Annotated in this window: 20 protein-coding genes; 11 read left to right on the top strand and 9 right to left on the bottom strand. The window is 69.6% G+C overall.

Annotation, left to right across the window (positions count from 1 at the left end; genetic code table 11):
• The first annotated feature begins 37 nt into the window (after window positions 1-37).
• The 7 genes from yaaA (at window position 38) to I0D00_RS17530 (ending at window position 6,724) form a co-directional block, all read left to right on the top strand.
• The gene (gene yaaA / locus I0D00_RS17500; RefSeq protein ID WP_213641093.1) at window positions 38-817 is read left to right on the top strand and encodes a peroxide stress protein YaaA; all 780 of its coding nucleotides are present in this window, start codon (window positions 38-40) and stop codon (window positions 815-817) included.
• Window positions 818-917: 100 nt separating this feature from the next.
• Window positions 918-1,382 carry a multidrug transporter gene (locus I0D00_RS17505; RefSeq protein ID WP_213641094.1) on the top strand — a complete coding sequence of 155 codons (465 nt, stop codon included), beginning with the start codon at window positions 918-920 and terminating at the stop codon, window positions 1,380-1,382.
• Window positions 1,383-1,434: 52 nt separating this feature from the next.
• On the top strand, window positions 1,435-2,265 hold the full coding sequence (locus tag I0D00_RS17510) for an SDR family oxidoreductase (RefSeq protein ID WP_213641095.1): 831 nt from the start codon (window positions 1,435-1,437) through the stop codon (window positions 2,263-2,265).
• Between the two features lie 127 nt (window positions 2,266-2,392).
• Window positions 2,393-2,830 (top strand): ester cyclase, encoded by a 438-nt coding sequence (locus I0D00_RS17515; RefSeq protein ID WP_213641096.1) that lies wholly within the window; start codon window positions 2,393-2,395, stop codon window positions 2,828-2,830.
• A 71-nt stretch (window positions 2,831-2,901) separates the two neighbouring features.
• Window positions 2,902-3,531, top strand: a complete 630-nt coding sequence (locus I0D00_RS17520) for a DUF2459 domain-containing protein (RefSeq protein ID WP_213641097.1) — start codon at window positions 2,902-2,904, stop codon at window positions 3,529-3,531.
• Window positions 3,532-3,718: 187 nt separating this feature from the next.
• Complete coding sequence (locus I0D00_RS17525; RefSeq protein WP_213641098.1) at window positions 3,719-4,195, top strand: cupin domain-containing protein; 477 nt, start codon at window positions 3,719-3,721, stop codon at window positions 4,193-4,195.
• Between the two features lie 108 nt (window positions 4,196-4,303).
• Window positions 4,304-6,724: a bifunctional diguanylate cyclase/phosphodiesterase gene (locus I0D00_RS17530; protein ID WP_213641099.1), complete on the top strand. Its 2,421-nt coding sequence runs from the start codon at window positions 4,304-4,306 to the stop codon at window positions 6,722-6,724.
• Between the two features lie 16 nt (window positions 6,725-6,740).
• On the opposite strand, the gene I0D00_RS17535 is transcribed toward I0D00_RS17530, so the two are convergent.
• Both I0D00_RS17535 and I0D00_RS17540 read right to left on the bottom strand, forming a co-directional pair.
• Entirely contained in the window at window positions 6,741-7,658 is a 918-nt protein-coding gene (locus I0D00_RS17535; protein ID WP_213641100.1) for a DMT family transporter, read from the bottom strand.
• Between the two features lie 77 nt (window positions 7,659-7,735).
• Window positions 7,736-8,842, bottom strand: coding sequence for an alcohol dehydrogenase family protein (locus tag I0D00_RS17540; RefSeq protein ID WP_246533307.1), 1,107 nt, complete (start codon window positions 8,840-8,842; stop codon window positions 7,736-7,738).
• 179 nt (window positions 8,843-9,021) lie between these two features.
• On the opposite strand from I0D00_RS17540, the gene I0D00_RS17545 reads away from it, so the two are divergent.
• A complete protein-coding gene (locus tag I0D00_RS17545) occupies window positions 9,022-9,891 on the top strand; it encodes a LysR family transcriptional regulator (RefSeq protein WP_213641101.1) in 870 nt (289 codons plus the stop codon).
• A gap of 19 nt (window positions 9,892-9,910) precedes the next feature.
• Here the strand turns inward: I0D00_RS17545 and I0D00_RS17550 are convergent, their stop codons facing one another.
• Both I0D00_RS17550 and I0D00_RS17555 read right to left on the bottom strand, forming a co-directional pair.
• Entirely contained in the window at window positions 9,911-10,714 is an 804-nt protein-coding gene (locus tag I0D00_RS17550; protein ID WP_213641102.1) for an SDR family NAD(P)-dependent oxidoreductase, read from the bottom strand.
• A 13-nt stretch (window positions 10,715-10,727) separates the two neighbouring features.
• Entirely contained in the window at window positions 10,728-11,150 is a 423-nt protein-coding gene (locus I0D00_RS17555; protein WP_213641103.1) for an LLM class oxidoreductase, read from the bottom strand.
• 169 nt (window positions 11,151-11,319) lie between these two features.
• On the opposite strand from I0D00_RS17555, the gene I0D00_RS17560 reads away from it, so the two are divergent.
• The 3 genes from I0D00_RS17560 to I0D00_RS17570 all read left to right on the top strand — a co-directional run bounded on the left by I0D00_RS17560 (window position 11,320) and on the right by I0D00_RS17570 (window position 16,042).
• Window positions 11,320-12,240 (top strand): LysR family transcriptional regulator, encoded by a 921-nt coding sequence (locus I0D00_RS17560; RefSeq protein ID WP_213641104.1) that lies wholly within the window; start codon window positions 11,320-11,322, stop codon window positions 12,238-12,240.
• 191 nt (window positions 12,241-12,431) lie between these two features.
• Window positions 12,432-13,307, top strand: coding sequence for a helix-turn-helix domain-containing protein (locus I0D00_RS17565; RefSeq protein ID WP_213641105.1), 876 nt, complete (start codon window positions 12,432-12,434; stop codon window positions 13,305-13,307).
• Between the two features lie 98 nt (window positions 13,308-13,405).
• Window positions 13,406-16,042 (top strand): DEAD/DEAH box helicase, encoded by a 2,637-nt coding sequence (locus I0D00_RS17570; protein ID WP_213641106.1) that lies wholly within the window; start codon window positions 13,406-13,408, stop codon window positions 16,040-16,042.
• A 275-nt stretch (window positions 16,043-16,317) separates the two neighbouring features.
• Here I0D00_RS17570 and I0D00_RS17575 read toward each other — a convergent pair whose 3' ends face one another.
• The 5 genes from I0D00_RS17575 to I0D00_RS17595 form a co-directional block, all read right to left on the bottom strand.
• Complete coding sequence (locus tag I0D00_RS17575; RefSeq protein ID WP_213641819.1) at window positions 16,318-16,797, bottom strand: phosphate-starvation-inducible protein PsiE; 480 nt, start codon at window positions 16,795-16,797, stop codon at window positions 16,318-16,320.
• Between the two features lie 226 nt (window positions 16,798-17,023).
• Window positions 17,024-17,491, bottom strand: a complete 468-nt coding sequence (locus tag I0D00_RS17580) for an aminoacyl-tRNA deacylase (RefSeq protein ID WP_213641107.1) — start codon at window positions 17,489-17,491, stop codon at window positions 17,024-17,026.
• A 199-nt stretch (window positions 17,492-17,690) separates the two neighbouring features.
• A complete protein-coding gene (gene egtD, locus I0D00_RS17585) occupies window positions 17,691-18,653 on the bottom strand; it encodes an L-histidine N(alpha)-methyltransferase (RefSeq protein ID WP_213641108.1) in 963 nt (320 codons plus the stop codon).
• A 2-nt stretch (window positions 18,654-18,655) separates the two neighbouring features.
• Window positions 18,656-19,951, bottom strand: a complete 1,296-nt coding sequence (gene egtB, locus I0D00_RS17590; protein ID WP_213641109.1) for an ergothioneine biosynthesis protein EgtB — start codon at window positions 19,949-19,951, stop codon at window positions 18,656-18,658.
• 347 nt (window positions 19,952-20,298) lie between these two features.
• Entirely contained in the window at window positions 20,299-20,952 is a 654-nt protein-coding gene (locus I0D00_RS17595) for a DJ-1/PfpI family protein (protein ID WP_213641110.1), read from the bottom strand.
• Window positions 20,953-20,955: the final 3 nt, after the last annotated feature.

A 20,955-nucleotide genomic window follows, 5' to 3' on the forward strand; every position in this document is an offset into this window, starting at 1 on the left:
GCCTAGAATCGCCGCCAAGCACTCAAGGAGCCAGCCCATGCTGATGGTGATTTCCCCGGCCAAGACCCTCGACTACGAGACGCCGCCGGCGACCCAGCGCTACACCCTCCCCGAACACCTCGACCACGCCCAGGCCCTGATCAGCCAGCTGCGCGACCTCAGCCCGGCGCAGATCGCCGAGCTGATGCACCTGTCGGACAAGCTCGCCGGGCTCAACGCGGCGCGCTTCGGCAGCTGGACGCCGAGCTTCACCCCGGACAACGCCAAGCAGGCCCTGCTGGCCTTCAAGGGCGACGTCTACACCGGCCTCGCTGCCGAGGACTTCAGCGAGGCCGACTTCGACTTCGCCCAGAACCACCTGCGCATGCTCTCCGGCCTGTACGGCGTGCTGCGCCCGCTGGACCTGATGCAGCCCTACCGCCTGGAGATGGGCACCAAGCTGGCCAATCCGCGCGGCAAGGACCTCTATGCCTTCTGGGGCGAGCGCATCAACGGCTGGCTGGAGCAGGCCCTGGCCGAGCAGGGCGACCGGGTGCTGCTCAACCTGGCCTCCACCGAGTACTTCGGCGCGGTCAAGCGCAAGGTCCTGGACGCGCGCATCATCGACACCGAGTTCAAGGACCTGAAGAACGGCCAGTACAAGATCATCAGCTTCTACGCCAAGAAGGCCCGGGGCCTGATGGCCCGCTATGTGATCAAGCGGCGCCTGACCGATCCCGAGGGGCTCAAGGATTTCGACAGCCAGGGCTACCGCTACTCGGCCGAGCAGTCCAAGGCCGACAAACTGGTGTTCCTGCGCGAGCAGCCGCAGGACTGACGCCGGCCCGCCTCGCCGCGGCTGTTGCCCTGCGGCCCACATGCCCGGCGGGGCCGCCTTGTGTAGGATGGCAAGATGTCCGTCCACCAAGGCCCTCGCCATGCTAATCGGCGCACTCCTGCTGCTGACCTGGTTCATCCTGCTGATCCGCTATCCGGGCAAGGCCCTGCCGATTTCCATGGCCGCCCTGCTCGGCCTGGGCCTGGTGGCCAGCTGGGTACTCTGGCAGGAGAGCCGGGAAAGCCGCCACCTGGCCCACCTGCAACTGCGCCTGGCCTATGACCCGCAACGCTGCCCGGCGAATCGCCCGCTGGCGCTGGAGCTGACCAACGGCAGCGACGCCGCCCTGCAGGAGCTGCGCTGGCAGGTCGCCGCCTACCGTCCCGGCGAGAGCGTCAACCTGGCCCGCCAGCTGTACGAGTCGCCGCGCTACAGCGGCCCCGGCGAGCTGCTGCCCGGCGCCAGCTGGCAGGACTGCCTGCCGCTGCCGACCCTGCGCAGCGGCTACCGCGCCAGCACCCTGGAATTCCGCGCCGAACGCCTGCAGGGCAGCTTCGCCGACTGACCCCGCCCTGTGCCGCCGGCGGCCCGACCCACCCGACCGAAAGGAAGCCCCCATGACCCCGCCCAGCGTTCTGATCACCGGATGCTCCAGCGGCATCGGCCGCGCCCTGGCCGACGCCTTCCAGGCCGCCGGCTACCGGGTCTGGGCCTGCGCGCGCAAGGCCGAGGACCTCGCCGCCCTGGCGGCGGCCGGTTTCACCGCGGTACAGCTGGACGTCAACGACGGCGCCGCCGCCGAACGCCTGGCCGAGCGCCTGGACCGGGAGGTCGGCGGGCTCGACGTGCTGATCAACAACGCCGGCTACGGCGCCATGGGGCCGCTGCTGGACGGCGGCGTGGAGGCCCTGCGCCGGCAGTTCGAGACCAACGTGTTCGCCCTGGTCGGCGTCACCCGCGCGCTGTTCCCGCTGCTGCGCCGCCGCCGCGGCCTGGTGGTCAACATCGGCAGCGTCTCCGGCGTCCTGGCCACCCCCTTCGCCGGCGCCTACTGCGCCTCCAAGGCCGCGGTGCACGCCCTCTCCGACGCCCTGCGCCTGGAGCTGGCGCCTTTCTCCATCGAGCTGATGGAGGTGCAGCCCGGGGCCATCGCCTCCAGCTTCGGCGCCAACGCCAGCCGCGAGGCCGAACAGTTGCTCGCCGAGGGCTCGCCCTGGTGGCCGCTGCGCGAGGGCATTCGTGCCCGGGCCAAGGCCTCCCAGAACAATCCGACCCCGGCCGCGGCATTCGCCCGCGACCTGCTGGCCGCGGTGCAACGGCGCAAGCGCCCGTCGCTGCTGCGCCTGGGCAACGGCAGCCGCAGCATGCCGCTGCTGGCCGCGCTGCTGCCCAGGGCCTGGCTGGGCGCCCTGCTGAAGAAGCGTTTCGGTCTGAACGTCCAGCTCTGAGGCCGCCCCGCCCACCGCACGCGGCGTCTGGCCAGGGCGCAGAATACCGGTGTATAAATCAGGGCCAACGTGCCGCCGCGACGCGGCGGCCAGGCACGCAGGACAGCCACTGAACGGGAGCTCCAGCATGAGCCAGCCATTCGACGCGGCGGCGAGCCGCGAGGCCGAACGACTCGCCCTGACCTTCCTCGACCGGGTCTGGCAGCCGCCCCATGACCTGGACGCCATCGACGAGCTGATGACCGAGGACTACGTCATCACCTCCGGCGGCCAGACCATTCGCGGCCGCGATGCCTTCAAGGCCTGGGTCAAGGCCTTTCAGGGCGTGCTGCTCGACGCCCGCACCGACAATCAGGACATCTTCGCCAGCCCCAGCGGTGACCGGGTGGTGTCGCGCTGGCTGTGCTCGGGGCGCAACAACGGCATGCTCGGCACGCCGGCGGACGGCCGGCCGGTCGCCTTCAGCGGCGTGGCCATCTGGACGGTGCGTGACGGTCGCCTGGCCGCATGCTGGGTCGAGCGCAGCGCCTGGGAGCTGTATCAGCAGCTGTCGTCCGGCGCCTGAGTTCGCCGCCGCTGCGTGGCGACGATCACAGCGCCCTGACCGTGAAGCCGAGCCTGGCCCTAGTGCTCCTGATGCTGACCCTGGTCGGCTGCGCCAACACGCCGGCCCCATCCGCGGGCGCCGACCCGGGCGGCGCGGCGCGGCGGGTTCTGGTGCTGGATCACGGCCTGCACGCCGGTCTGTATATCGCCCGCCACGATCTGCTGGAAGAACTTCCGGCGCTCGCCGACACGCTCGGCGACGGCGACTGGGTCGAGCTCGGCTGGGGTGACGAAGCCTTTTACCGGGACCCGCAGGCCGGCCTCGGCCTGGCGCTGCAGGCCCTGCTCGGGCCAACGCCGGCGGTGTTGCACGTGCGCGGCATCGGCGCCGATCCGCGGCGTACGCCCGCCCCTGCGCTCGTCACGGTGCATCTCGGCGCATCGGCCTACCGACGCCTGCTGGCGTTCGTCGGCGCCAGCTTCAGTCGTACGGCGCAGGGCGGCCTGGCCGACCTCGGTCCGGGGCTGCACCCCGACAGCCGTTTCTATCGGGCCGAAGGCCGCTATTCGCTACTGCGCACCTGCAATACCTGGCTGGCCGAGGCGCTCAGCGCCAGTGGCTGCCCGCTGCGACCGGCCACGGTGGTAACCAGCGGCCAGTTGCTGAGCCGCCTGCGCACGATGCCGGCCGCGGGCAAGGCCTGCCGACCAGGCCGCTGAACCCGGCCGGCCATATCCGGGCGCACTTGGGGTATTCCAAACTGGCATTAACCGGTGCCGGCCCCTCGACTATCGTCAGCATTGGAACTCGAGCGCCCGGAGCGGCCGCCTGTCCTGCGCTGCCCTGGCTGCCGCGATGGCGACGAGCCGTCCCCCAACCGGCTCGCCGGTACGAGAGGAGAGCATGATGAGCCCCTTAAACAGAGTTGCTGCAACCCTGGTCCTGTTGAGCGGAACCTGGCTGACGCTGGAGACTGTGGCCGAAGAAGCCGCCCTGATCGCCGCCAAGGCGTCCGAACTGCAGTGGTCCGCGGCGCCCTCGGTGGGTCCGGGCGCGATGATCGCGGTCATCGAGGGCGACCCGAAGGCGGCCGCGCCCTTCACCTTCCGTCTGAAGCTGCCCGCCAACTCGACCGTAGGCGTGCATACCCATCCCACCACCGAACGCGTCACCGTGCTCTCGGGCAGTTTCTACCTCGGCACCGGCGACGCGCTCGACCCGGCCAAGGCCACCACCTACCAGGCCGGGGATACCCTGATCATCCCGGCGGGCATGGCGATGTCCGCCGGCACCCGCGCCGAGGAAGCCGTCCTGCAGCTGCATGGCACCGGCCCCTGGGGCATCGCCTACCACGATCCGGCGGACGACCCACGCAACCAGTAGTCCGTGCCGGCGGCTCGCCGCCGACGCAGTAGCGGCGAATCGCGGAACCTGGCGGCCGGCGGGCGGTTCTATATTCAACCTAGGGTGTGCATGGGTTGGAGGCCAGCCATGCCAGAACCAAGCGCCACCGACCAGGAACACCAGTACCTCACCCGTGCACTGCGCACCCTCAGCGGCTGCAACCGCGCCCTGCTGCGCGCCCAGGACGAGGCGACCCTGCTGCAGGACATCTGCCGCGTCATAGTCGAGAAATGCGGCTACCGCATGGCCTGGGTCGGCCGCGCCGAGGCGGACGCGGCGAAGACGGTAACGCCGCTGGCCTATGCCGGGGTGGAGCAGAGCTACATCGAATCGCTGCATATTTCCTGGGCCGACAACGAGCGCGGCCGCGGCCCCAGCGGCACGGCGATCCGCAGCGGCCGGCCGAGCCTGTCGCGCAACCTGCTGACCGACCCGAACACCCGCCCCTGGCGCGAAGGCGCCATTCGCCACGAGATCGCCTCGGTGCTGTCGCTGCCGCTGCGGGTCGAGGGCAAGGTGTTCGGCGCCCTCGGCATCGGCGCCCCGGAGCCGGATGCCTTCGGCGAACAGGAACTGGAACTGCTCGGCGAGGCGGCCGAGGACCTGGCCTTCGGCCTCCAGGCCCTGCGCATCAAGGCGCGGCGCAGCCAGGCGGAACTGGAGATCCAGCGCCTCAACCGCGCCCTGGCGACGCGGGTGGCGGTCAACCATGCGCTGATCCATGCCAGCGACGAGTCCGCCCTGCTCGCGGAAATCTGCCGGGTGCTGGTGCAGGACTGCGGCTACCGCCTGGCCTGCGTCGCCTACCGCCAGGAGCAGGCGCCGCCGCGCTTCCACCCCGTGGCCCATGCCGGGCTCGACCGCGGCTTCCTGGCCCTTGGCGATGCCTGGGGCGCCAGCGCCGCCGGCCTGGACTTCGTCCGCCGCCTGGAGGCCACGATGGAGACCGGCCGGCCGTTCGTGCAACGCAACATCCTCGACGATCCCGAGGCGCCGCTGCGCGAGGAGGCCCACGCCCGCGGTTTCGCCGCGGCCATCGTGCTGCCGCTGCGGGTCGAGGGCGCGCTGATCGGCCTGCTGGCGATCATGGCCGCGGAAGCCGACGCCTTCGACCCCCGGGAGGTCGAGCTGCTGAGCGCCACGGCCAACGACCTGGGCTTCGGCATCAGCACCCTGCGCACCCGGGTCCGCGCCACGCAGGCCGAGGCCACCATCCGGCGCATGGCCTATACCGACAGCCTCACCGGCCTGCCGAACCGCCTGCAACTGCACGAGTTGCTGGCGGACGCCATCGCCCACGCCCGCCAGGAACATCGGCCACTGGGCCTGCTGCAGCTGGAAGTGGGCAGCAACCAGGAGATCAACGACACCCTCGGCTACCGCGAAGGCGATCGCCTGCAGCAGGCCATCGTCGCCCGCCTGCTGCAGGCGGTCGGTGCCGGCATGCCGGTGGCGCGCATCGGCGAGAAGGAGTACGCCGTGCTGATGCCCAGCGGCGGCGCCGAGCAGGCCGCGCAGCTGGCGCAGCAGATTCTGGTGGCGCTGTACGAGCCGATCGACCTGTCCGGGCTGTACCTCGATGCCCGCGCCAGCATCGGCATCGCCCTCTACCCCGGCCACGGCACCGAGGCCGACGCCCTGCTGCGCCGGGCCGGCAGCGCCCTGGACCAGGCCAAGCGCGGCGGTGCCGGCTATGCCCTGTACCACGGCGGCCAGGACCGCGAATGCGCCCAGCACCTGACCCTGATGAGCGACCTGCGCCGGGCGATAGACGCCAACCAGCTGCGCCTGCACTTCCAGCCGCAGCTGCTGATCGCCACCCACAAGGTCTGCGGCACCGAGGCCCTGCTGCGCTGGCAGCACCCGCAGCGCGGCCTGCTGTCGCCCAACCAGTTCATCCAGCTGGCCGAGAGTTCGGGATTGATCACCCCGCTCACCTACTGGGTGCTCGACAGCGCGCTGAGCCAGGGCTATGCCTGGCGCGAGGAAGGCGACTCGCGGCCGATCTCGGTCAACCTGTCGGCCCGCGACCTGCGCGATCCCAAGCTGGTCGAACGCATCCGCGGCGCCTTCGCCACCTGGGGCGCCGAGCCCGACTGGATCGAGTTCGAGCTGACCGAGAGCGCGCTGATGGACGACCCGACCACGGCCCTGGAAACCCTGGTGCAGCTGAAGAACTTCGACACCCGCCTGACCATCGACGACTTCGGCACCGGCTATTCCTCGCTGGCCTACCTGCAGCGGCTGCCGGTGGACGCGCTGAAGATCGACCAGTCCTTCGTCAGCGGCATGCTCAGCGATGACGATGACTCGGCGAAGATCGTCCGCTCCATCGTCGAATTGGCGCACAACCTGGACCTGGAGGTGGTCGCCGAGGGCGTGGAGAACCGGGAGACCCTGACCCGCCTGGGCAACTTCGGCTGCGACATCGCCCAGGGCTACTCGATCTGCCGGCCGCTGCCGGGCAACCGCGTCCTCGCCTGGGAGGCCCGTTCGGCCTGGCAGTGAGTGCGCCGGCGGCGGCTCAACCGGCCTTGCCGCCCAGGCCTTGCCGCGGCGCCAGCGGCAGCAGCGGCTTGGGCTTGCGGAACACCAGCACGTTGCCCAGCATCACCAGCGCCAGTCCCAGCAGCGCCGGCACGCTCCACTGGTAGCCTTCGGCGAACACCGAGATGTTCAGCGCCACCACCGGGAACAGCACGGTGCAGTAGGCCGCGCGCTCCGGGCCGAGGCGCCCGACCAGGGTCAGGTAGGCGGTGAAGCCGATCACCGAGCCGGGAATCGCCAGGTACAGCAGCGAGCCGACATAGCGCGTGCTCCACTCGAAGGCGAAGGGCGTGCCGTTGACCAGGCAGATCGCCGTCAGCATCAGCGCGCCGTAGAGCATGCCCCAGGCATTGCTGGTCAGTGGCTTGAGGCCGGCCTTCTGCTGCAGGCTGGAGAGCATGTTGCCGGCGGAGAAGCACAGGGTGCCGAGCAGCGCCAGGCCGATGCCCAGCAGCGACTCGCGACTGGCCGGATGACCGGCCACCTGCGGCCAGAACAGCAAGAGCAACCCGCCCAGGCCCAGGGCACCGCCGGCCAGCACATTGGCGGCGATGCGCTGCTTGAGGAACAGCCGCGCGTTCAGCGCGTTCCACAGCGTCGCCGTGGAGAAGATCACCGCCACCAGGCCGCTGGGGATCCACTGGCTGGCGGTGTAGAAGCACAGGAAGTTGATGCAGAACAGGCACAGGCCCTGGGCCAGGCAGATCAGCTGGCCACGGCCGTCGACCCTTTGCAGGCGGCCGCTGAGCAGCAGGACGGCGAACAGCACCGCCGCGGCCAGGGCGAAGCGGTAGGCGATGGACGCGGCGATCGCCACCTCGCCCACCTGCAGTTTGATGGCGATCCAGGTGGTGCCCCAGATCAGGACGGTCAACAGATATAACGACAGGCTCATGGCACGGCTCCCGGTGATTGACCGGCAGTCTGCGACGGGCCCGCGCCGCGCGCTTGCACAAAGTTGCGCTTTTACGCCTAGGTCTCCCGGGGCGGCACCAGCACCAGCTTGCCGACGAATTTCTTGGCCATGAAATCCTGCTGGGCCTGCACGATTTCCGCCAGCGGATAGCTGCGTGCGACCACCGGGCTGATCTCGCCGCGCTCGATGTAACGCACCAGATTCTCGAACACCGCCCGCGGCTGGTAGGTACAGCCGAAGAAGCTGAGGTCCTTGAGGTACAGCGTGCGCACGTCCAGTTCGACGAGGGGCCCGGCGATGGCGCCGGCCACCGCATAGCGCCCGCCACGCTGCAGCAGCTCGAGCAGCTCGGGCCACTGCGCCCCCGCCACCAGATCGACCACCAGCGCCACGCTGTCGCGGCCCAACTCGGCCACTAGATCGGCACCGCGCGGGATGACCCGGTCGGCGCCCAGGCGCGCGACCTCGTCCATCTTGTCCCTGCCGCAGACGGCAATCACGCAGGCACCGCGCCGCTTGGCCAGCTGCACGGCCGCCGAGCCCACGCCGCCGGAAGCGCCAGTGATCAGCACCCGTTCGCCAGCTTTCAGCCCGGCCCGCTCGAGCATGTTCTCGGCGGTGGAGTAGGCGCAGGGGAAGGACGCCAGCTCGACGTCGCTGAGCGCACAGTTCACCGCAAAGCTTTCGTCGGCGCGCACGGCACAGTACTGGGCGAAGCCGCCGTCGCACTCGGAACCGAGGGTGATGCAGCCAAACGCGGCGCCAGGCCCCGGCGCTTGCTGCATGGTGCGCACCAGGACCCGCTCGCCAATGCGGGTCGGCTCCACCCCTGCTCCCACCGCGACGATTTCACCGCAGCAGTCGGCGCCCTGGATGCGTGGCAACTGCAGGGGAGCTCCCGCCCAGCCGGCATCGGCGTCCACCGTGGCGGCGAAGCCAGCGGCCGCGCCGCTGTTGGTATCCCCGGTCACCGCCTTGGAGTACCAGCCGATGCGGGTGTTGACGTCGGTATTGTTGAGCGCGGCGGCCCCCACCCGGATCAGCACCTCGCCCGCCGCCGGCCGCGGCACCGGCAAGTCCTGCCGATAGTGCAGTTGATCCAGCCCGCCATGCCCGACCAGCTGCACGCCAGCCATGGTCTGCGGAAATCTGCGCTTGCTCATCTCGTTCTCCTCCCTCGTGCAAGAAGCCTGGCCGCTGGTCATGGGGTCGAACGGCCACCTGACTCGCACCTTAAGCACGCTGAAATATTCAAGCAAACGAATAAACACAGGAAGATGATTCACAAAATCTGAACAAGATGAAATGATCCTCTGCCAACCCCAGATGGATGGAGGCCACCATGGAGCCCTTGCTAGACCTCGAACTCTTGCGGACCTTTGCCGCCGTAGTGAAAGCCGGCGAGCTGAAGAAGGCGGCAGGCACCCTGTTCCGCTCCCAGGCGGCGGTGAGCATGCAGCTCAAGCGGCTCGAGGAACAGCTCGGCGTGCGCCTGCTCGAACGCAACAACCAGGGCATCCGCCTGACCCGGGACGGCGAAACCCTGCTCGGCTATACCGAACAGCTGCTGCGCCTGAACAACGCCACCCTGGCGGCGCTGAGCCAGCGGCAGTTGGCCGGCAAGATACGCTTCGGTATTTCCACCGATTACGCCCAGGACTTCCTCATGCACTTCATGCCGATCCTGCTGCGCGAGCTGCCGCACCTGGAGGCGCACATCACCTGCGAGCGCAGCCGCAGCCTGCGCAAGCTGGTGGCCCGGGGCGAACTGGACGTGGCGATAGTCGCCGGCGAACCGGGCGGCGAAGACGAGGAACTGCTCTGGTCGGAACGGCTGATCTGGTCCGCCCCCGCGACCATTCGCCTGGAGGAGCAGGAAACGCTGCCGGTGGCGTTGTACGAGGATGACTGCACCGTACGCGACCTGTGCCTGGCGGACCTGAAGCGCGCCGGCATCGCCTATCGGCGGGTGTTCGCCAGCCCGGTGATGGAGAACATCGCCGCGGCGGTGCAGGCCGGGATGGCCGTGTCGCTGTTGCCCGAGTCGCTGCTCAAGCCCGGGCTGACACGGCCGCTGCCCAGGCAGCTACTCAGCAGCGATGCCATCCTGAGGATGAACCTGATCCGCTCGCCGCTCATCGCCACCGCCATCCTGGACAAGCTGGCCGGCTGCCTGCGCGAAGCCGGCGCGCGCCTCAACGGCCTGGCCTGACGCCGATGCCGCGGGGCCGTCAGGCGTCAGCCAGCAGCCGCTCCAGCTCGCGCACCACCGCGGCGCACTTGCGCCCATCCAGGGCATCCGGATGCGGCGCGGCGAAGCCTCCGGCGTCGTTGTCGAAGTACTGGCCGGAGGCATCGGCGAACTCCTCGGCCAGGGCCAGGCGGGTGAGGATGTCGGCGCCGATCCCGATATCGCCGCCGGCCACGCCGAAGCCCTCGCGCACCATCTTGCTGCCCAGCATGGAGCCGGGGTTCACGGCGATGATCGCCGGGCCTCGCTCAGCCAGCTCCTGGGCCATCAGCCGGGACCACATGGTCAGCGCCAGCTTGCTCTGGGCATAGGCCTCGAAGTCGTCAGCCAGCCTGGCCTTGCCCGCCAGGGCGGGCAGGTCGACCGGGGCCTGGGCCGCCGAGGACAGGTTGATCACCCGCCCGGCGCCCCCCAGCAGCGGCAGGAGTCGCCGGATCAACAGGTACGGGGCCAGGGTATTGACCGCGAAGCGGACATCCAGCCCGTCCGGGGTCACGGGATCGGCGCAGCGGAATATCCCGGCATTGTTGATCAGCACGTCGAGCCGGGCATGCCGCTCGCTTAGGGACTGCGCCAGCGCCGCCACCTCGGCCATGCGCGACAGGTCCGCCACATGGGTTTCCAGGACGCCGCCCGAGGGCGCCGCCAGGTCATTGGCCAGCCGTTCCAGCTTGGTCGGGTTGCGCCCGTGCAACAGGACCTCGTGGCCCTGCGCGATCAGCAGCTTCACGGTAGCCAGACCGATGCCGTCGGTGGCGCCGGTGACAAGTATGGTTTTGCTCATGGTGGTCCCGCTCCTATGCAGCGAAGTCCGGCAGCAGCGCTTCGGCCAGCCGCCTGAGTGTCGAGGGCAGGTCCGCCCGGTTGAAGCGCAGGTTGAGCGCTACGTGGTTGACGCCGATCTCTTCCAGGGCCTCAAGGTAGTCACGCAGGTGGTCCATGCCCAGGCGCAATCCCAGGTAGACGAACGGATCGAAGACCTGCCCGGCATCCCCGAAGGACGGGACGTTGAACGGCACGTCGCGTAGCCACACCGCGCTGAACCCCAAGGCCTCCGCCAGTTGCACCCGCTCAAGATGCTGCGTCAGGGTCGGCACCGGGCCGCTGGCATAGCGCTCGAGCGGCAGCACCAGGCCGAGGCTGAGCCGCCCAGGGCGAAACACCCGGTCGTAGCCACGGTTGATGGGCCGGAACGCGCTCGCGTCGATGGCGCCGGGCATGGCGGTCTCCTGTGTCTGCGGGGCGCTACCGGCGCCGGCGTCGGCGAACGAGGCCGCCGAGGGGGTTTCAACCGGAATGCCTGGATCGATGGCGACAGGATATTTGACAGGCTCCACATTGATAATCGACGATCGAGCACAAGCACTTTTCTGATTTCATTGAAAAACCATGAATATCGAGCATCTCAAGCTCTTCGTCAGGCTGGCCGTCACCCACAACATCAGCCAGGCCGGGCAGGAGCTGGGCCTGTCGCCGGCGGTGGCCAGCGCGCATATCGGCAAGCTGGAGGAAGGCCTGGGGGTGCGGCTGGTACACCGCACCACGCGCAAGGTGTCGCTCACCCAGGAGGGCGAGGCTTTCCTGCCCCATGCCGAGGAGGTGCTGGCCAGCGTGGAAATGGCGCGCGCCTCGGTCGGCGCCGGCAGTACGGCGCCCCGAGGGACGTTGCGGGTGACGGCGCCCGCCTCGTTCGGGCGCATGCATCTGCTGCCCTCGCTGAAGGCGTTTCTCGCCCGCTACCCGCATCTGTCGCTGGACCTGCGGCTGTCCGACTCGATAGTCGACCTGGTCGAGGGCGGCTTCGATATTGCGATTCGTAATGCCGAGCTCAAGGACTCGAGCCTGATCGCCCGCAGGCTGGCGCCGGACAAGCGCATCATCTGCGCCTCGCCGGACTACCTGCAGCAGTTCGGCGAGCCGGACTCGCCTCAGGACCTGCTGAATCATCGGTGCGTCAATCTGCTGGGGCTGGAGACCTGGGTCTTCGACACCCCGGCCGGTCATTTGAGCATCAGGCCCAGCGGCCCACTGCGCACCGACAACGGCGAGGCCATGCGCGACGCCTGTGCCAGCGGACTGGGCATCGCCATCGGCTCGACCTGGAGCGTCTACCGGCATCTGGCCCGTGGCGAGCTGGTCCAGGTGCTGAAAGACAGCCCCCTGGTCGCGGAAACGGCGATCTGGGCGATGTACTCCAGCGCGCGCCAGCTGGCCCCCAAGGTGCGGGCCTTTATCGATTTCTACGCCGAGCATTTCGGCGAGCAACCCTATTGGGATCGGCAGCCGTCGGCGCAGCACGGGCATCCCTAGGGCAGGCGGCTCGGCCGCTCCGCGCATATCGGCCAAGCCCACTCGATGATGCTCGGCTTCGTCCTCATTGCGGGCGCCGCCTTCGACGACAGCAGCGCGCGCCGCGCTTGCCCAATCTTGCGCATTTCTCGCCCCGGGGGCTGGCAGTCGCGGCAGGGCGGCGTAGCATGGCCGGGTCAGAGGAAACGCCGATGTCGTCATTCGATCAACTGCAGGTCTTTCAGAGCATGAGCCGCTCGCCCCACGCGCGCCTGCAGCGCAGCGCCGGGCTGGGCGACGGGCTGGGCGCGGCGCTGTGGAGCAACCGCGACGACAACCGCGACTACCAGGCGCCCAGCCACCACACCCTGTCCTGCTACCTGGCCGGCGGCACCGGTACCTTCCGTCGCGAGCGCCCGGACTGCAAGGGCGCGCCGGACAAGCTGTGCATCCTCCCGGCCGGCCACCAGTCGGCCTGGGTGATCGACGGCGAGATCCAGCTGGCCCACCTCTATGTCAGCCAGGAGCAGTTCGCCCTCGGCGCCGTGCGCCTGCTCGACCGCGAGCCGCGGGAACTGCAGCTGCGCGAGAGCACCTTCCTCGACGACCCGCTGCAGGCCCGGCGCTTTCGCCAGCTGTGCCGGCTCGACTGGCAGGAGCCCGGCGAACGCCTGCTGACCAGCAGCCTGGCCCACGACCTGCTCGACCATGCGCTGCTGTCCCAGGTCGGCCGCCGCGACGGCCTGCGCCTGACCGGCGGCCTGGCCCCGGGGCAACGGCGGCGGCTGCGCGAGTTCATCGACAGCCAGCTGGCCGAGCCCCTCAGCCTGGGCCAGCTGGCCGGCCTCTGCGCGCTGTCGGAGTACCATTTCGCGCGGATGTTCCAGCTGAGCTTCGGCCTGCCGCCGCACCGCTACCTGCTCAACCGCCGCCTGGAGCGGGCCCGGGAACTCTTGCGTGGCACCCGCCTGCCCCTCGGCGAGATCGCCCTGGCCTGCGGCTTCGCCAGCGCCAGCCACTTCAGCAACCGTTTCCGCCAGGCCTTCGCCGCCACGCCGGGACAGTACCGCCGGGCATTCGCCGGCTAAGCGCCCGCAAGCGCGTCCGCCTGTGTCAAAATCATCGGCTGTTCCGCGTTCGGCGCCAGCATGCCAAGACTTCAGCCTATGCCCACGGGGCTCGTCCGATGAGCCTGGATATCCTGCACCTGCACCAGGACAGCTGGCGCGCGGGCATCGGCGCGGGCGACTTCAGCCGTGGCCGCGGCTATGCCGAGCAGGGCCGCAGTCGCCTGCTCAGCCTCAAGGATCACACCCTGCTGGCCAGCTGCCGCGGCTCCGGCGCGCAGACCTACCGCCAGCGCATCACCCTGCACCCCCGCGGCGAGCACTGGGACGTCACCGGCCACTGCGACTGCCCGGTGGGCTTCAACTGCAAGCACGTGGTCGCCGCCCTGCTCACCCTGGAGCGCCAGCAGCACGCCGGCATCGACCTGAGCCCGCTGATCGTCCCGGACGAGAACGCCGCCGAACAGCGCCTCGAGGGCGTCGCACCGCGGCCGGTGCTGAGCCTGGGCAGCCATGTGCGGGTGCACTTCGACGCGCGCAAGGGGCGCATGCACGAGCAGACCCAGCACCGCGCCGCCCTGGCCTTCGACTACCAGGGCCACCTGGCCTACGGCAGGGCCGCGAAGGACCTGCTGGTGCGCCAGAGCGCCAGCCTGAACCTGCGCATCGTCCGCGACCCGGCCGCCGAGGCGGCCCTGCGCCAGCGCCTGGAAGCCACCGGCCTGCAGGTCGCCCTGCGCCAGAGCGAGGCCCTGGCCGAGCACCCCGGCGAGCACTTCGAGCTGCCGCACGAGGCCGCCTGGCTGGACTTCGTCCAGCAGCAGCTGCCGCGGCTGCGTGACGAAGACTGGCTGGTGCGCATGCAGCCGGACTTCCACTACAACCTGGCGCAGGTGGATGACTGGTACGCCGAGGTCGAGGAAGGGCCGGAGCACGACTGGTTCGACCTGGAACTGGGCATCGCGGTCGAGGGCCAGCGCATCAGCCTGCTGCCCATCCTGCTGCAGGCGATCCGCCAGAGACCCTGGCTGCTCACCGGCGAGGTCCTGGCCCAGCGCGCCGACGAGGAGCTGCTGCTGGTCAGCCTGCCCCACGGCAGCCGGCGCATCGCCCTGCCCTTCGCCCGCCTCAAGCCGTTGCTCGGCACCCTCGGCGAGCTGTTCTTCCGTGAGCCGGACGAGCTCGGCACGCGCCTGCGCCTGGGCCGCGCCGATGCCGCGCGCCTCAGCGGCCTGGAGCAGGGCCCGGCGCTGAGCTGGCAGGGCGGCGAACGGCTGCGCGGCTTCGCCCAGCGCCTGCGGACCCTGCCGAACAAGCGGCCCAAGGCGCCGGCCGGGCTGCAGGCCGAGCTGCGCCCCTACCAGCTGCACGGCCTGGCCTGGATGCAGGCGCTGGCCGAGCTGGAGGTCGGCGGCGTGCTGGCCGACGACATGGGCCTGGGCAAGACCCTGCAGACCCTGGCGCATATCCTCGGCGAGAAGCAGGCCGGGCGCCTGCAGCGGCCGGCGCTGATCGTCATGCCCACCAGCCTGATCCCCAACTGGCAGGACGAGGCCGCGCGCTTCGCCCCGCAGCTCAGGGTGCTGGCCCTGCACGGCGCCAAGCGCCGGGCGCAGTTCCCGCTGATCGCCGAGCACGACCTGATCCTCACCACCTACGCCCTGCTGCCCCGGGACCTCAAGGTGCTGGCGGCGCAGCCCTACCGGCTGCTGATCCTCGACGAGGCGCAGAACATCAAGAACCCACGCAGCAAGGCGGCGCTGGCCGCCGGGCAGCTGAGGGCCACGCAGCGCCTGTGCCTGACCGGCACGCCGCTGGAGAATCACCTGGGCGAGCTGTGGTCGCTGTTCAACTTCCTCATGCCCGGCTGGCTCGGCGACGGCAAGGCCTTCACCCGCGACTACCGCACGCCCATCGAGAAGCAGGGCAACGCCCAGCGCCTGGCCCACCTGCACGGGCGCATCAAGCCCTTCCTGCTGCGCCGCACCAAGGAGCAGGTGGCCCGCGAACTGCCGCCCAAGACCGAGATCACCCACTGGGTCGAGCTGAGCGACGCCCAGCGCGACCGCTACGAGACCCTGCGCCTGGCCATGGACCAGAAGGTCCGCGCCGAGATCGCCCGCCAGGGCCTGGCGCGCAGCCAGATCGTCATCCTCGAGGCGCTGCTGCGCCTGCGCCAGGTCTGCTGCGACCTGCGCCTGCTCGGCGCCGAGGAGACTGGCGCGGCCCTGCAGAGCAGCGACTCGGGCAAGCTCGTCGCCCTGCTGGAGATGCTCGAGGAGCTGGTCGAGGAAGGCCGCCGGGTGCTGCTGTTCTCCCAGTTCACCTCGATGCTGGAGCTGGTCGAGGCCGAGCTGCAGGCGCGCAGGATCGCCTACGCCAAGCTCACCGGCAGCACCCAGGACCGCCGCACCCCGGTGCAGCAGTTCCAGGCCGGCCAGTTTCCGGTGTTCCTGATCAGCCTCAAGGCCGGCGGCGCCGGACTCAACCTGACCGCCGCCGACACGGTGATCCACTTCGACCCCTGGTGGAACCCGGCGGCCGAGGCCCAGGCCAGCGACCGCGCCTACCGCATCGGCCAGGACAAGCCGGTGTTCGTCTACAAGCTGATCGCCCGCGGCAGCGTCGAGGAGAAGATCCAGCAGCTGCAGCAGGCCAAGGCCAGCCTGGCCCAGGGCGTGCTGGAAGGCGGCAGCCAGGCGCAATGGCAGATGAGCGAAGACGACCTGGCGGCGCTGCTCGCGCCGCTGGATTGAGGCGGGGCGGCGCGGCGATCGCCACGCAGATGAGGACGCGCGCCGGCATGTGCTGGTTCCTGAACCACCAGTCCCGCCACCCTCCCGCCATGCCCCCGGTCCCGGCGAGAACCCTGCGATAACGGCATGCAAAGGGGCCGGCGCGGCCGCATGGTGGGCAACGCGGGCAGGTTGGCAATGGGCGGCTGCCGTCTTCGCGCGCCCGGTTCATGGCCGCGCAGCAGCCGTACTGATGCTTCTTGGCGTTAGCCAGGAACTGTTAGCAGGGCCCCGACTTATTTTTCCAGAACATTTTCCCCGACCACGTCCCCGGTCGCGTCTATCGCCTTGCTGGAGGGGAACTTGTACGAAGCGAACCTGACGGCCAGGACCGAAAGCGACAGAACGAATATCCCGCCACACATGTACAGCAGGCCGATATCCGGTGCCTTGTGGTGAGACACGTCGCCGATCAGATAGCGCGTCAACGCCGTTATCGCTATGTACAGCAGGAAGCGGATGGGCAGATGGTTCGTCTTGAAATAGATCCCGACCATCGCCCCCAATTCCAGGTAGATGAACAGCAGGAGGATGTCATCTATGCTCGCCTGGCCTTTTTCCAGCATGCCCATAAAGGCCATCACCGAAGCCCACGCGGTGACCGCCCCGATGGCGAACAGGCCCAAGTAGTGGAATCCTTCGACCAGCAGATTCCCGATGGAATTCGCCTTGTCGTGCATACGCTTACGGCTGCTATCCGCCCACTTCATACTCAGTTTCCTCAACCCCGTCCGGATACAGTGACAACCAGGCCTGCCCGCGATGATCGGGCGCCCAGGTGACAAGCGATCCATGCAGCAACGGGGCCAGTCCCGCCGCCGAACGGCTCGACATGCGCGAAGAGATACTACGGGGTTGGGCCCCGCAGCCTCTGCGACGCATAGCCGCAGAGGCCGGGGCAGATGGGCGAGGACACGCTCTGGGCAGCGCCGCGGGGCGGCGTCACTCGCTGATGGCGCCGCACTGGGCGGTCGGCATGAGCTTGAGGAACTGCTTGGAGCTCATGTGCACCAGCCCCTCATGGTCGCCGGACTCGAAGTACAGGTCCTTGACCTCCTTGAGCGACTCGTCGATGACGGTGTCCATCTCGAAGGCGCTGCCGACCGGCGGAATCGCGCCGTTGGCACAGTCGCTGAAGCGCGGGGTGAACTCGTTCTCCCGCGCCAGGCGCCAGTGGCGCTTGGTCAGCTTGCGCACCTTGTTGAGGTTGACCTGGCGGGTCGCCGGCACCACCGCCATCAGCCAGTGGCCCTGGAAGTCGTCGAGGATCACCGGCTTGGCCATCAGGTGCGGCGGCACCCCGGCACGCCGGGCCGCCTCGCGCGAGGTCATCGAGGGATCGTGCTGGAGCATGTCGTAACGCGAACGGTGCTCCGACAGGTAGCTTTGCAAACGGTTGGCCATGGTCATGATGCACCTCCTGCCGTTGGCCTGAGGATTGACGCCGGCCCCATCGTCCCGATGAAACCCGCGAGCGCCGGTGCCCGCACCGGCCGTTGGCGCGGCGCACCGAGGCGCGCCGCAGGGAGCCTCCTGCCCGCTCTGTAAGTTTAGTGCATGGCCTTGCCGCTGCAGCGCCGCAGGGCGGACGGCGCCGCACCCGGGCGGGCTAGTCGCGCTGCAGGTAGTGCACGCTGAACAGCTGGCGCCGATCGGTCCACGCCGCCAGCGCCCTGAAACCGGCCTCGGCGGCCAGCGCGACGAAGCCGGCCAGGCTGTACTTGTAGGAGTTCTCGGTGTGCAGGGTCTCGCCGGCGGCGAAGGCGAAGTGCTCGTCCTCGATACGCACCCGCTGCGCCTCCGGGCTGAGCAGGTGCATCTCGATGCGCGAGCGCGCCTCGTTGAAGAAGGCCCGGTGCTCGAAGCGACCCGGCTCTATGTCGCAGTCCAGTTCGCCGCGCAGGCGCTCGAGCAGGTTGAGATTGAAGGCCGCGGTCACCCCGGCCCGGTCGTTGTAGGCGGCCTCCAGCACCTCGACGTCCTTGACCAGGTCCACGCCGATCAGCAGCCCGGCGCCACTGGGCAGCTGGCCGTGCAGGTTGCGCAGAAAAGCCTGGGCCTGCTGCGGGTCGAAGTTGCCGATGCTCGAGCCCGGGAAGAACGCCAGGGGCTGCTCGCCCAGCGCCTCTTCCGGCAGGTTCATGGGCTGGCTGAAGTCGGCGCAGGCCGCATGCACCTCGAGCCAGGGGTAGTCGGCGGCCAGGCGCCGGGCGCTGCTGAGCAGGAAGTCGCGGGAGATGTCGATGCCCAGGTAGCTGCTCGGGTGCAGGGCCTCCAGCAGCAGGCGCACCTTGCGGCTGGCGCCGCTGCCCAGCTCCACCAGGTTGGCGTTGTGCCCGGCGATCTCGGCGATCTCGCCGGCGGCCTGGCGCAGGATGCTTTCCTCGGTCCGCGTGGGGTAGTACTCCGGCTGGCGGCAGATCTGCTCGAACAGCTCGGAGCCGCGCCGGTCGTAGAAGAATTTCGGCGAGATGGCCTTGGGCGTGCGGGCGAATCCCCGCAGGCTCTCCTCCAGCAGCGAAGCGCTGTGGGCCTGCCGGTGCTGGTCGTGAAAGCGGATGGCCGTCGCCATGCTCATGCCTCTCGGGCCAGGCGCAGCCCGGAGAACTGCCAGCGCATGGCCGGGTAGAAGAAATTGCGGTAGCTGCTGCGCACATGCGCTTGCGGGGTGGCGCAGCAGCCGCCACGCAGCACCATCTGCCCGGACATGAACTTGCCGTTGTATTCCCCCAGGCTGCCGGCCAGGGCGCGGAAGCCCGGATAGGGTCGATAGGCGCTGCCGGTCCATTCCCAGACGTCGCCGAACAGTTGCCCGAGCCCTTGCTCCCGGGCCGGGGCCGGGGCGGCCATCGGCTGCAGCCGGTCCTGCTCGACGAAGTTGCCGGCGACCGGCGCGTTCTGCGCGGCCAGCTCCCACTCGGCCTCGCTCGGCAGGCGGGCGCCGGCCCAGGCGGCGAAGGCCTCGGCCTCGTAGTAGCTGAGGTGGCAGACCGGTGCCTGCGGGTCCAGCTCGCGCAGTCCGCCCAGGGTCATCTCCGACCAGCCGCCGTCCTCCCGCCGCCAGTACAGCGGCGCCTGCCAGGCGGCCCGCTGGATCAGCTCCCAGCCGTCGGCCAGCCAGCAGTCGCTGCGGCCATAACCGCCATCGGCGATGAATTCGGCGTACTCGGCATTGCTCACCGGCCGGCTGGCCAGCTGGTAGTCCTCGACGTAGACCCGGTGCCGCGGCCGCTCGCAATCGAAGGCGAAGCCGGCCTCGTCGTGACCGACGGGGCCGATGCCGCCCGGATAGCGCTGCCAGCGCAGGGGCACGGCCGGCTGCGCGGCGGCGACGTCCAGGTCGTCGCGGTAGGCCGGCAGCATCGGGTTCTGCGCGAGGATGTGCTTGATGTCCATCAGCAGCAGCTCCTGATGCTGCTGCTCGTGCTGCAGGCCCAGCTCGACGCGGCGCAGGATCTCCGCCGCCTGGGCGGCCGGCGGCCGCGCCAGCAGCGCCGCCATGGACTGGTCGACGTGCTCACGGTAGCGGTACACCTGGGCCACGGTCGGCCGTGACAGCACCCCGCGCTGGGCGCGGGGAAAGGGCGTGCCGTGGCTCTGGTAGTAGGAGTTGAACAGGTGGTCGTAGCGCTCGTCCAGGGCGCGGTAGCCGGCCAGGAAGGGGCGCAGCAGAAAGGCCTCGAAGAACCAGCTGACATGGGCCAGGTGCCACTTCGGCGGACTCACGTCGGCCATGCTCTGCACGCCGTAGTCCTCCAGCGCCAGGGGCTGGCAGAGGCGCTCGGACTGGGCGCGCACCTGGCGGTAACGCGCGCCCAGGGCGCCGAGCGCGTTCGGGCACGGCTCATCGGCGCAGGCGGGTTTCGACATGGGGCGCGCTCCTGGTGCGGCGAAACACTAGTGGCCTGTGCGGTTAATTGGTTAACTCAAGTTCGGATGCCTGAGGTTCTGAGACAAGGCGCCGCGAGGAGTCATAGCAGGGCCATGGCGAGGAGCGGCAACGCAGTATCAGGGCCTCAGGCGCCGAATTTGACTAATTGACTTAACCAAACAGGCCACTAGATAGCCTAGATGACCCCGTCCGCGCCGGGCGGAGTTGGCGACGTAATGCGCCGCCGCCCCGTGCCGCCGGCTAATACCCGGCTGGCGGGGGCAGCGGCCTTCGCCAGCCGGGACCGGCATCGACGCCGCTCGCTCGCCTCAGCGTTCAGCCGCCGTCATCCCTCGTTCACGCGCTTGAGGTCGGCCGCCAGGCGGCGCCGCACCCGCTCGGTCAATGCCGGCCCGGCCAGCTCCGGCCGGCCGCAGGCGAACGGTGGCTGGGGGGCGTATTCGAGCTGCAGTTCGATGGCCCTGGCCTCCTCCTCGCCCCGCACCCTGGCCACCACCTGCAAGGCCAGGTCGATGCCTGCCGTGATGCCGCCGCCGGTGATGCGATTGCGGTCCACCACCACCCGTCCCGCGTCGATCTCGGCGCCGAAGGCCGGCAGATAATCGCGGTAGGCCCAGTGGCTGGCCGCGCGATAGCCCTTGAGCAGCCCCGCCGCGCCCAGCAGCAGCGACCCGGAACAGACGCTGGTGACCCAGCGCGCCTGTCCTCCCTGGCGAGCCAGCCAGTCGAGCACGGCGCCATCGCCCATCAGCCGCTGCTGCCCGGGCCCGCCCGGCACCAGCAGCATGTCCAGCGCCGGACAGGAGGCGAAGGTGTCGCCGGGCAGCAGGCCGATGCCGGCATCGCTGGGCACCGGCTCGAGGGTCTTCCAGACGAAGTGCAGTGCGCTATCGCTCATCGCCGCCAGCACCTGCGCCGGCCCGGTCAGGTCCAGTTGGGTGAGCTGGGGATAGAGAAGGAATCCGATTCTGAAGGTCATGAG

The organism is Pseudomonas lalucatii (assembly GCF_018398425.1).
GTDB classification, from domain to species: domain Bacteria; phylum Pseudomonadota; class Gammaproteobacteria; order Pseudomonadales; family Pseudomonadaceae; genus Aquipseudomonas; species Aquipseudomonas lalucatii.

Excerpts from the sequence above, each read along its gene's own strand:
- yaaA (WP_213641093.1), top strand. The coding sequence starts at position 38 with ATGCTGATGGTGATTTCCCCGGCCAAGACCCTCGACTACGAGACGCCG.
- I0D00_RS17505 (WP_213641094.1), top strand. The coding sequence starts at position 918 with ATGCTAATCGGCGCACTCCTGCTGCTGACCTGGTTCATCCTGCTGATC.
- I0D00_RS17510 (WP_213641095.1), top strand. The coding sequence starts at position 1,435 with ATGACCCCGCCCAGCGTTCTGATCACCGGATGCTCCAGCGGCATCGGC.
- I0D00_RS17515 (WP_213641096.1), top strand. The coding sequence starts at position 2,393 with ATGAGCCAGCCATTCGACGCGGCGGCGAGCCGCGAGGCCGAACGACTC.
- I0D00_RS17520 (WP_213641097.1), top strand. The coding sequence starts at position 2,902 with ATGCTGACCCTGGTCGGCTGCGCCAACACGCCGGCCCCATCCGCGGGC.
- I0D00_RS17525 (WP_213641098.1), top strand. The coding sequence starts at position 3,719 with ATGAGCCCCTTAAACAGAGTTGCTGCAACCCTGGTCCTGTTGAGCGGA.
- I0D00_RS17530 (WP_213641099.1), top strand. The coding sequence starts at position 4,304 with ATGCCAGAACCAAGCGCCACCGACCAGGAACACCAGTACCTCACCCGT.
- I0D00_RS17535 (WP_213641100.1), bottom strand. The coding sequence starts at position 7,658 with ATGAGCCTGTCGTTATATCTGTTGACCGTCCTGATCTGGGGCACCACC.
- I0D00_RS17540 (WP_246533307.1), bottom strand. The coding sequence starts at position 8,842 with ATGAGCAAGCGCAGATTTCCGCAGACCATGGCTGGCGTGCAGCTGGTC.
- I0D00_RS17545 (WP_213641101.1), top strand. The coding sequence starts at position 9,022 with ATGGAGCCCTTGCTAGACCTCGAACTCTTGCGGACCTTTGCCGCCGTA.
- I0D00_RS17550 (WP_213641102.1), bottom strand. The coding sequence starts at position 10,714 with ATGAGCAAAACCATACTTGTCACCGGCGCCACCGACGGCATCGGTCTG.
- I0D00_RS17555 (WP_213641103.1), bottom strand. The coding sequence starts at position 11,150 with ATGCCCGGCGCCATCGACGCGAGCGCGTTCCGGCCCATCAACCGTGGC.
- I0D00_RS17560 (WP_213641104.1), top strand. The coding sequence starts at position 11,320 with ATGAATATCGAGCATCTCAAGCTCTTCGTCAGGCTGGCCGTCACCCAC.
- I0D00_RS17565 (WP_213641105.1), top strand. The coding sequence starts at position 12,432 with ATGTCGTCATTCGATCAACTGCAGGTCTTTCAGAGCATGAGCCGCTCG.
- I0D00_RS17570 (WP_213641106.1), top strand. The coding sequence starts at position 13,406 with ATGAGCCTGGATATCCTGCACCTGCACCAGGACAGCTGGCGCGCGGGC.
- I0D00_RS17580 (WP_213641107.1), bottom strand. The coding sequence starts at position 17,491 with ATGACCATGGCCAACCGTTTGCAAAGCTACCTGTCGGAGCACCGTTCG.
- egtD (WP_213641108.1), bottom strand. The coding sequence starts at position 18,653 with ATGGCGACGGCCATCCGCTTTCACGACCAGCACCGGCAGGCCCACAGC.
- egtB (WP_213641109.1), bottom strand. The coding sequence starts at position 19,951 with ATGTCGAAACCCGCCTGCGCCGATGAGCCGTGCCCGAACGCGCTCGGC.
- I0D00_RS17595 (WP_213641110.1), bottom strand. The coding sequence starts at position 20,952 with ATGACCTTCAGAATCGGATTCCTTCTCTATCCCCAGCTCACCCAACTG.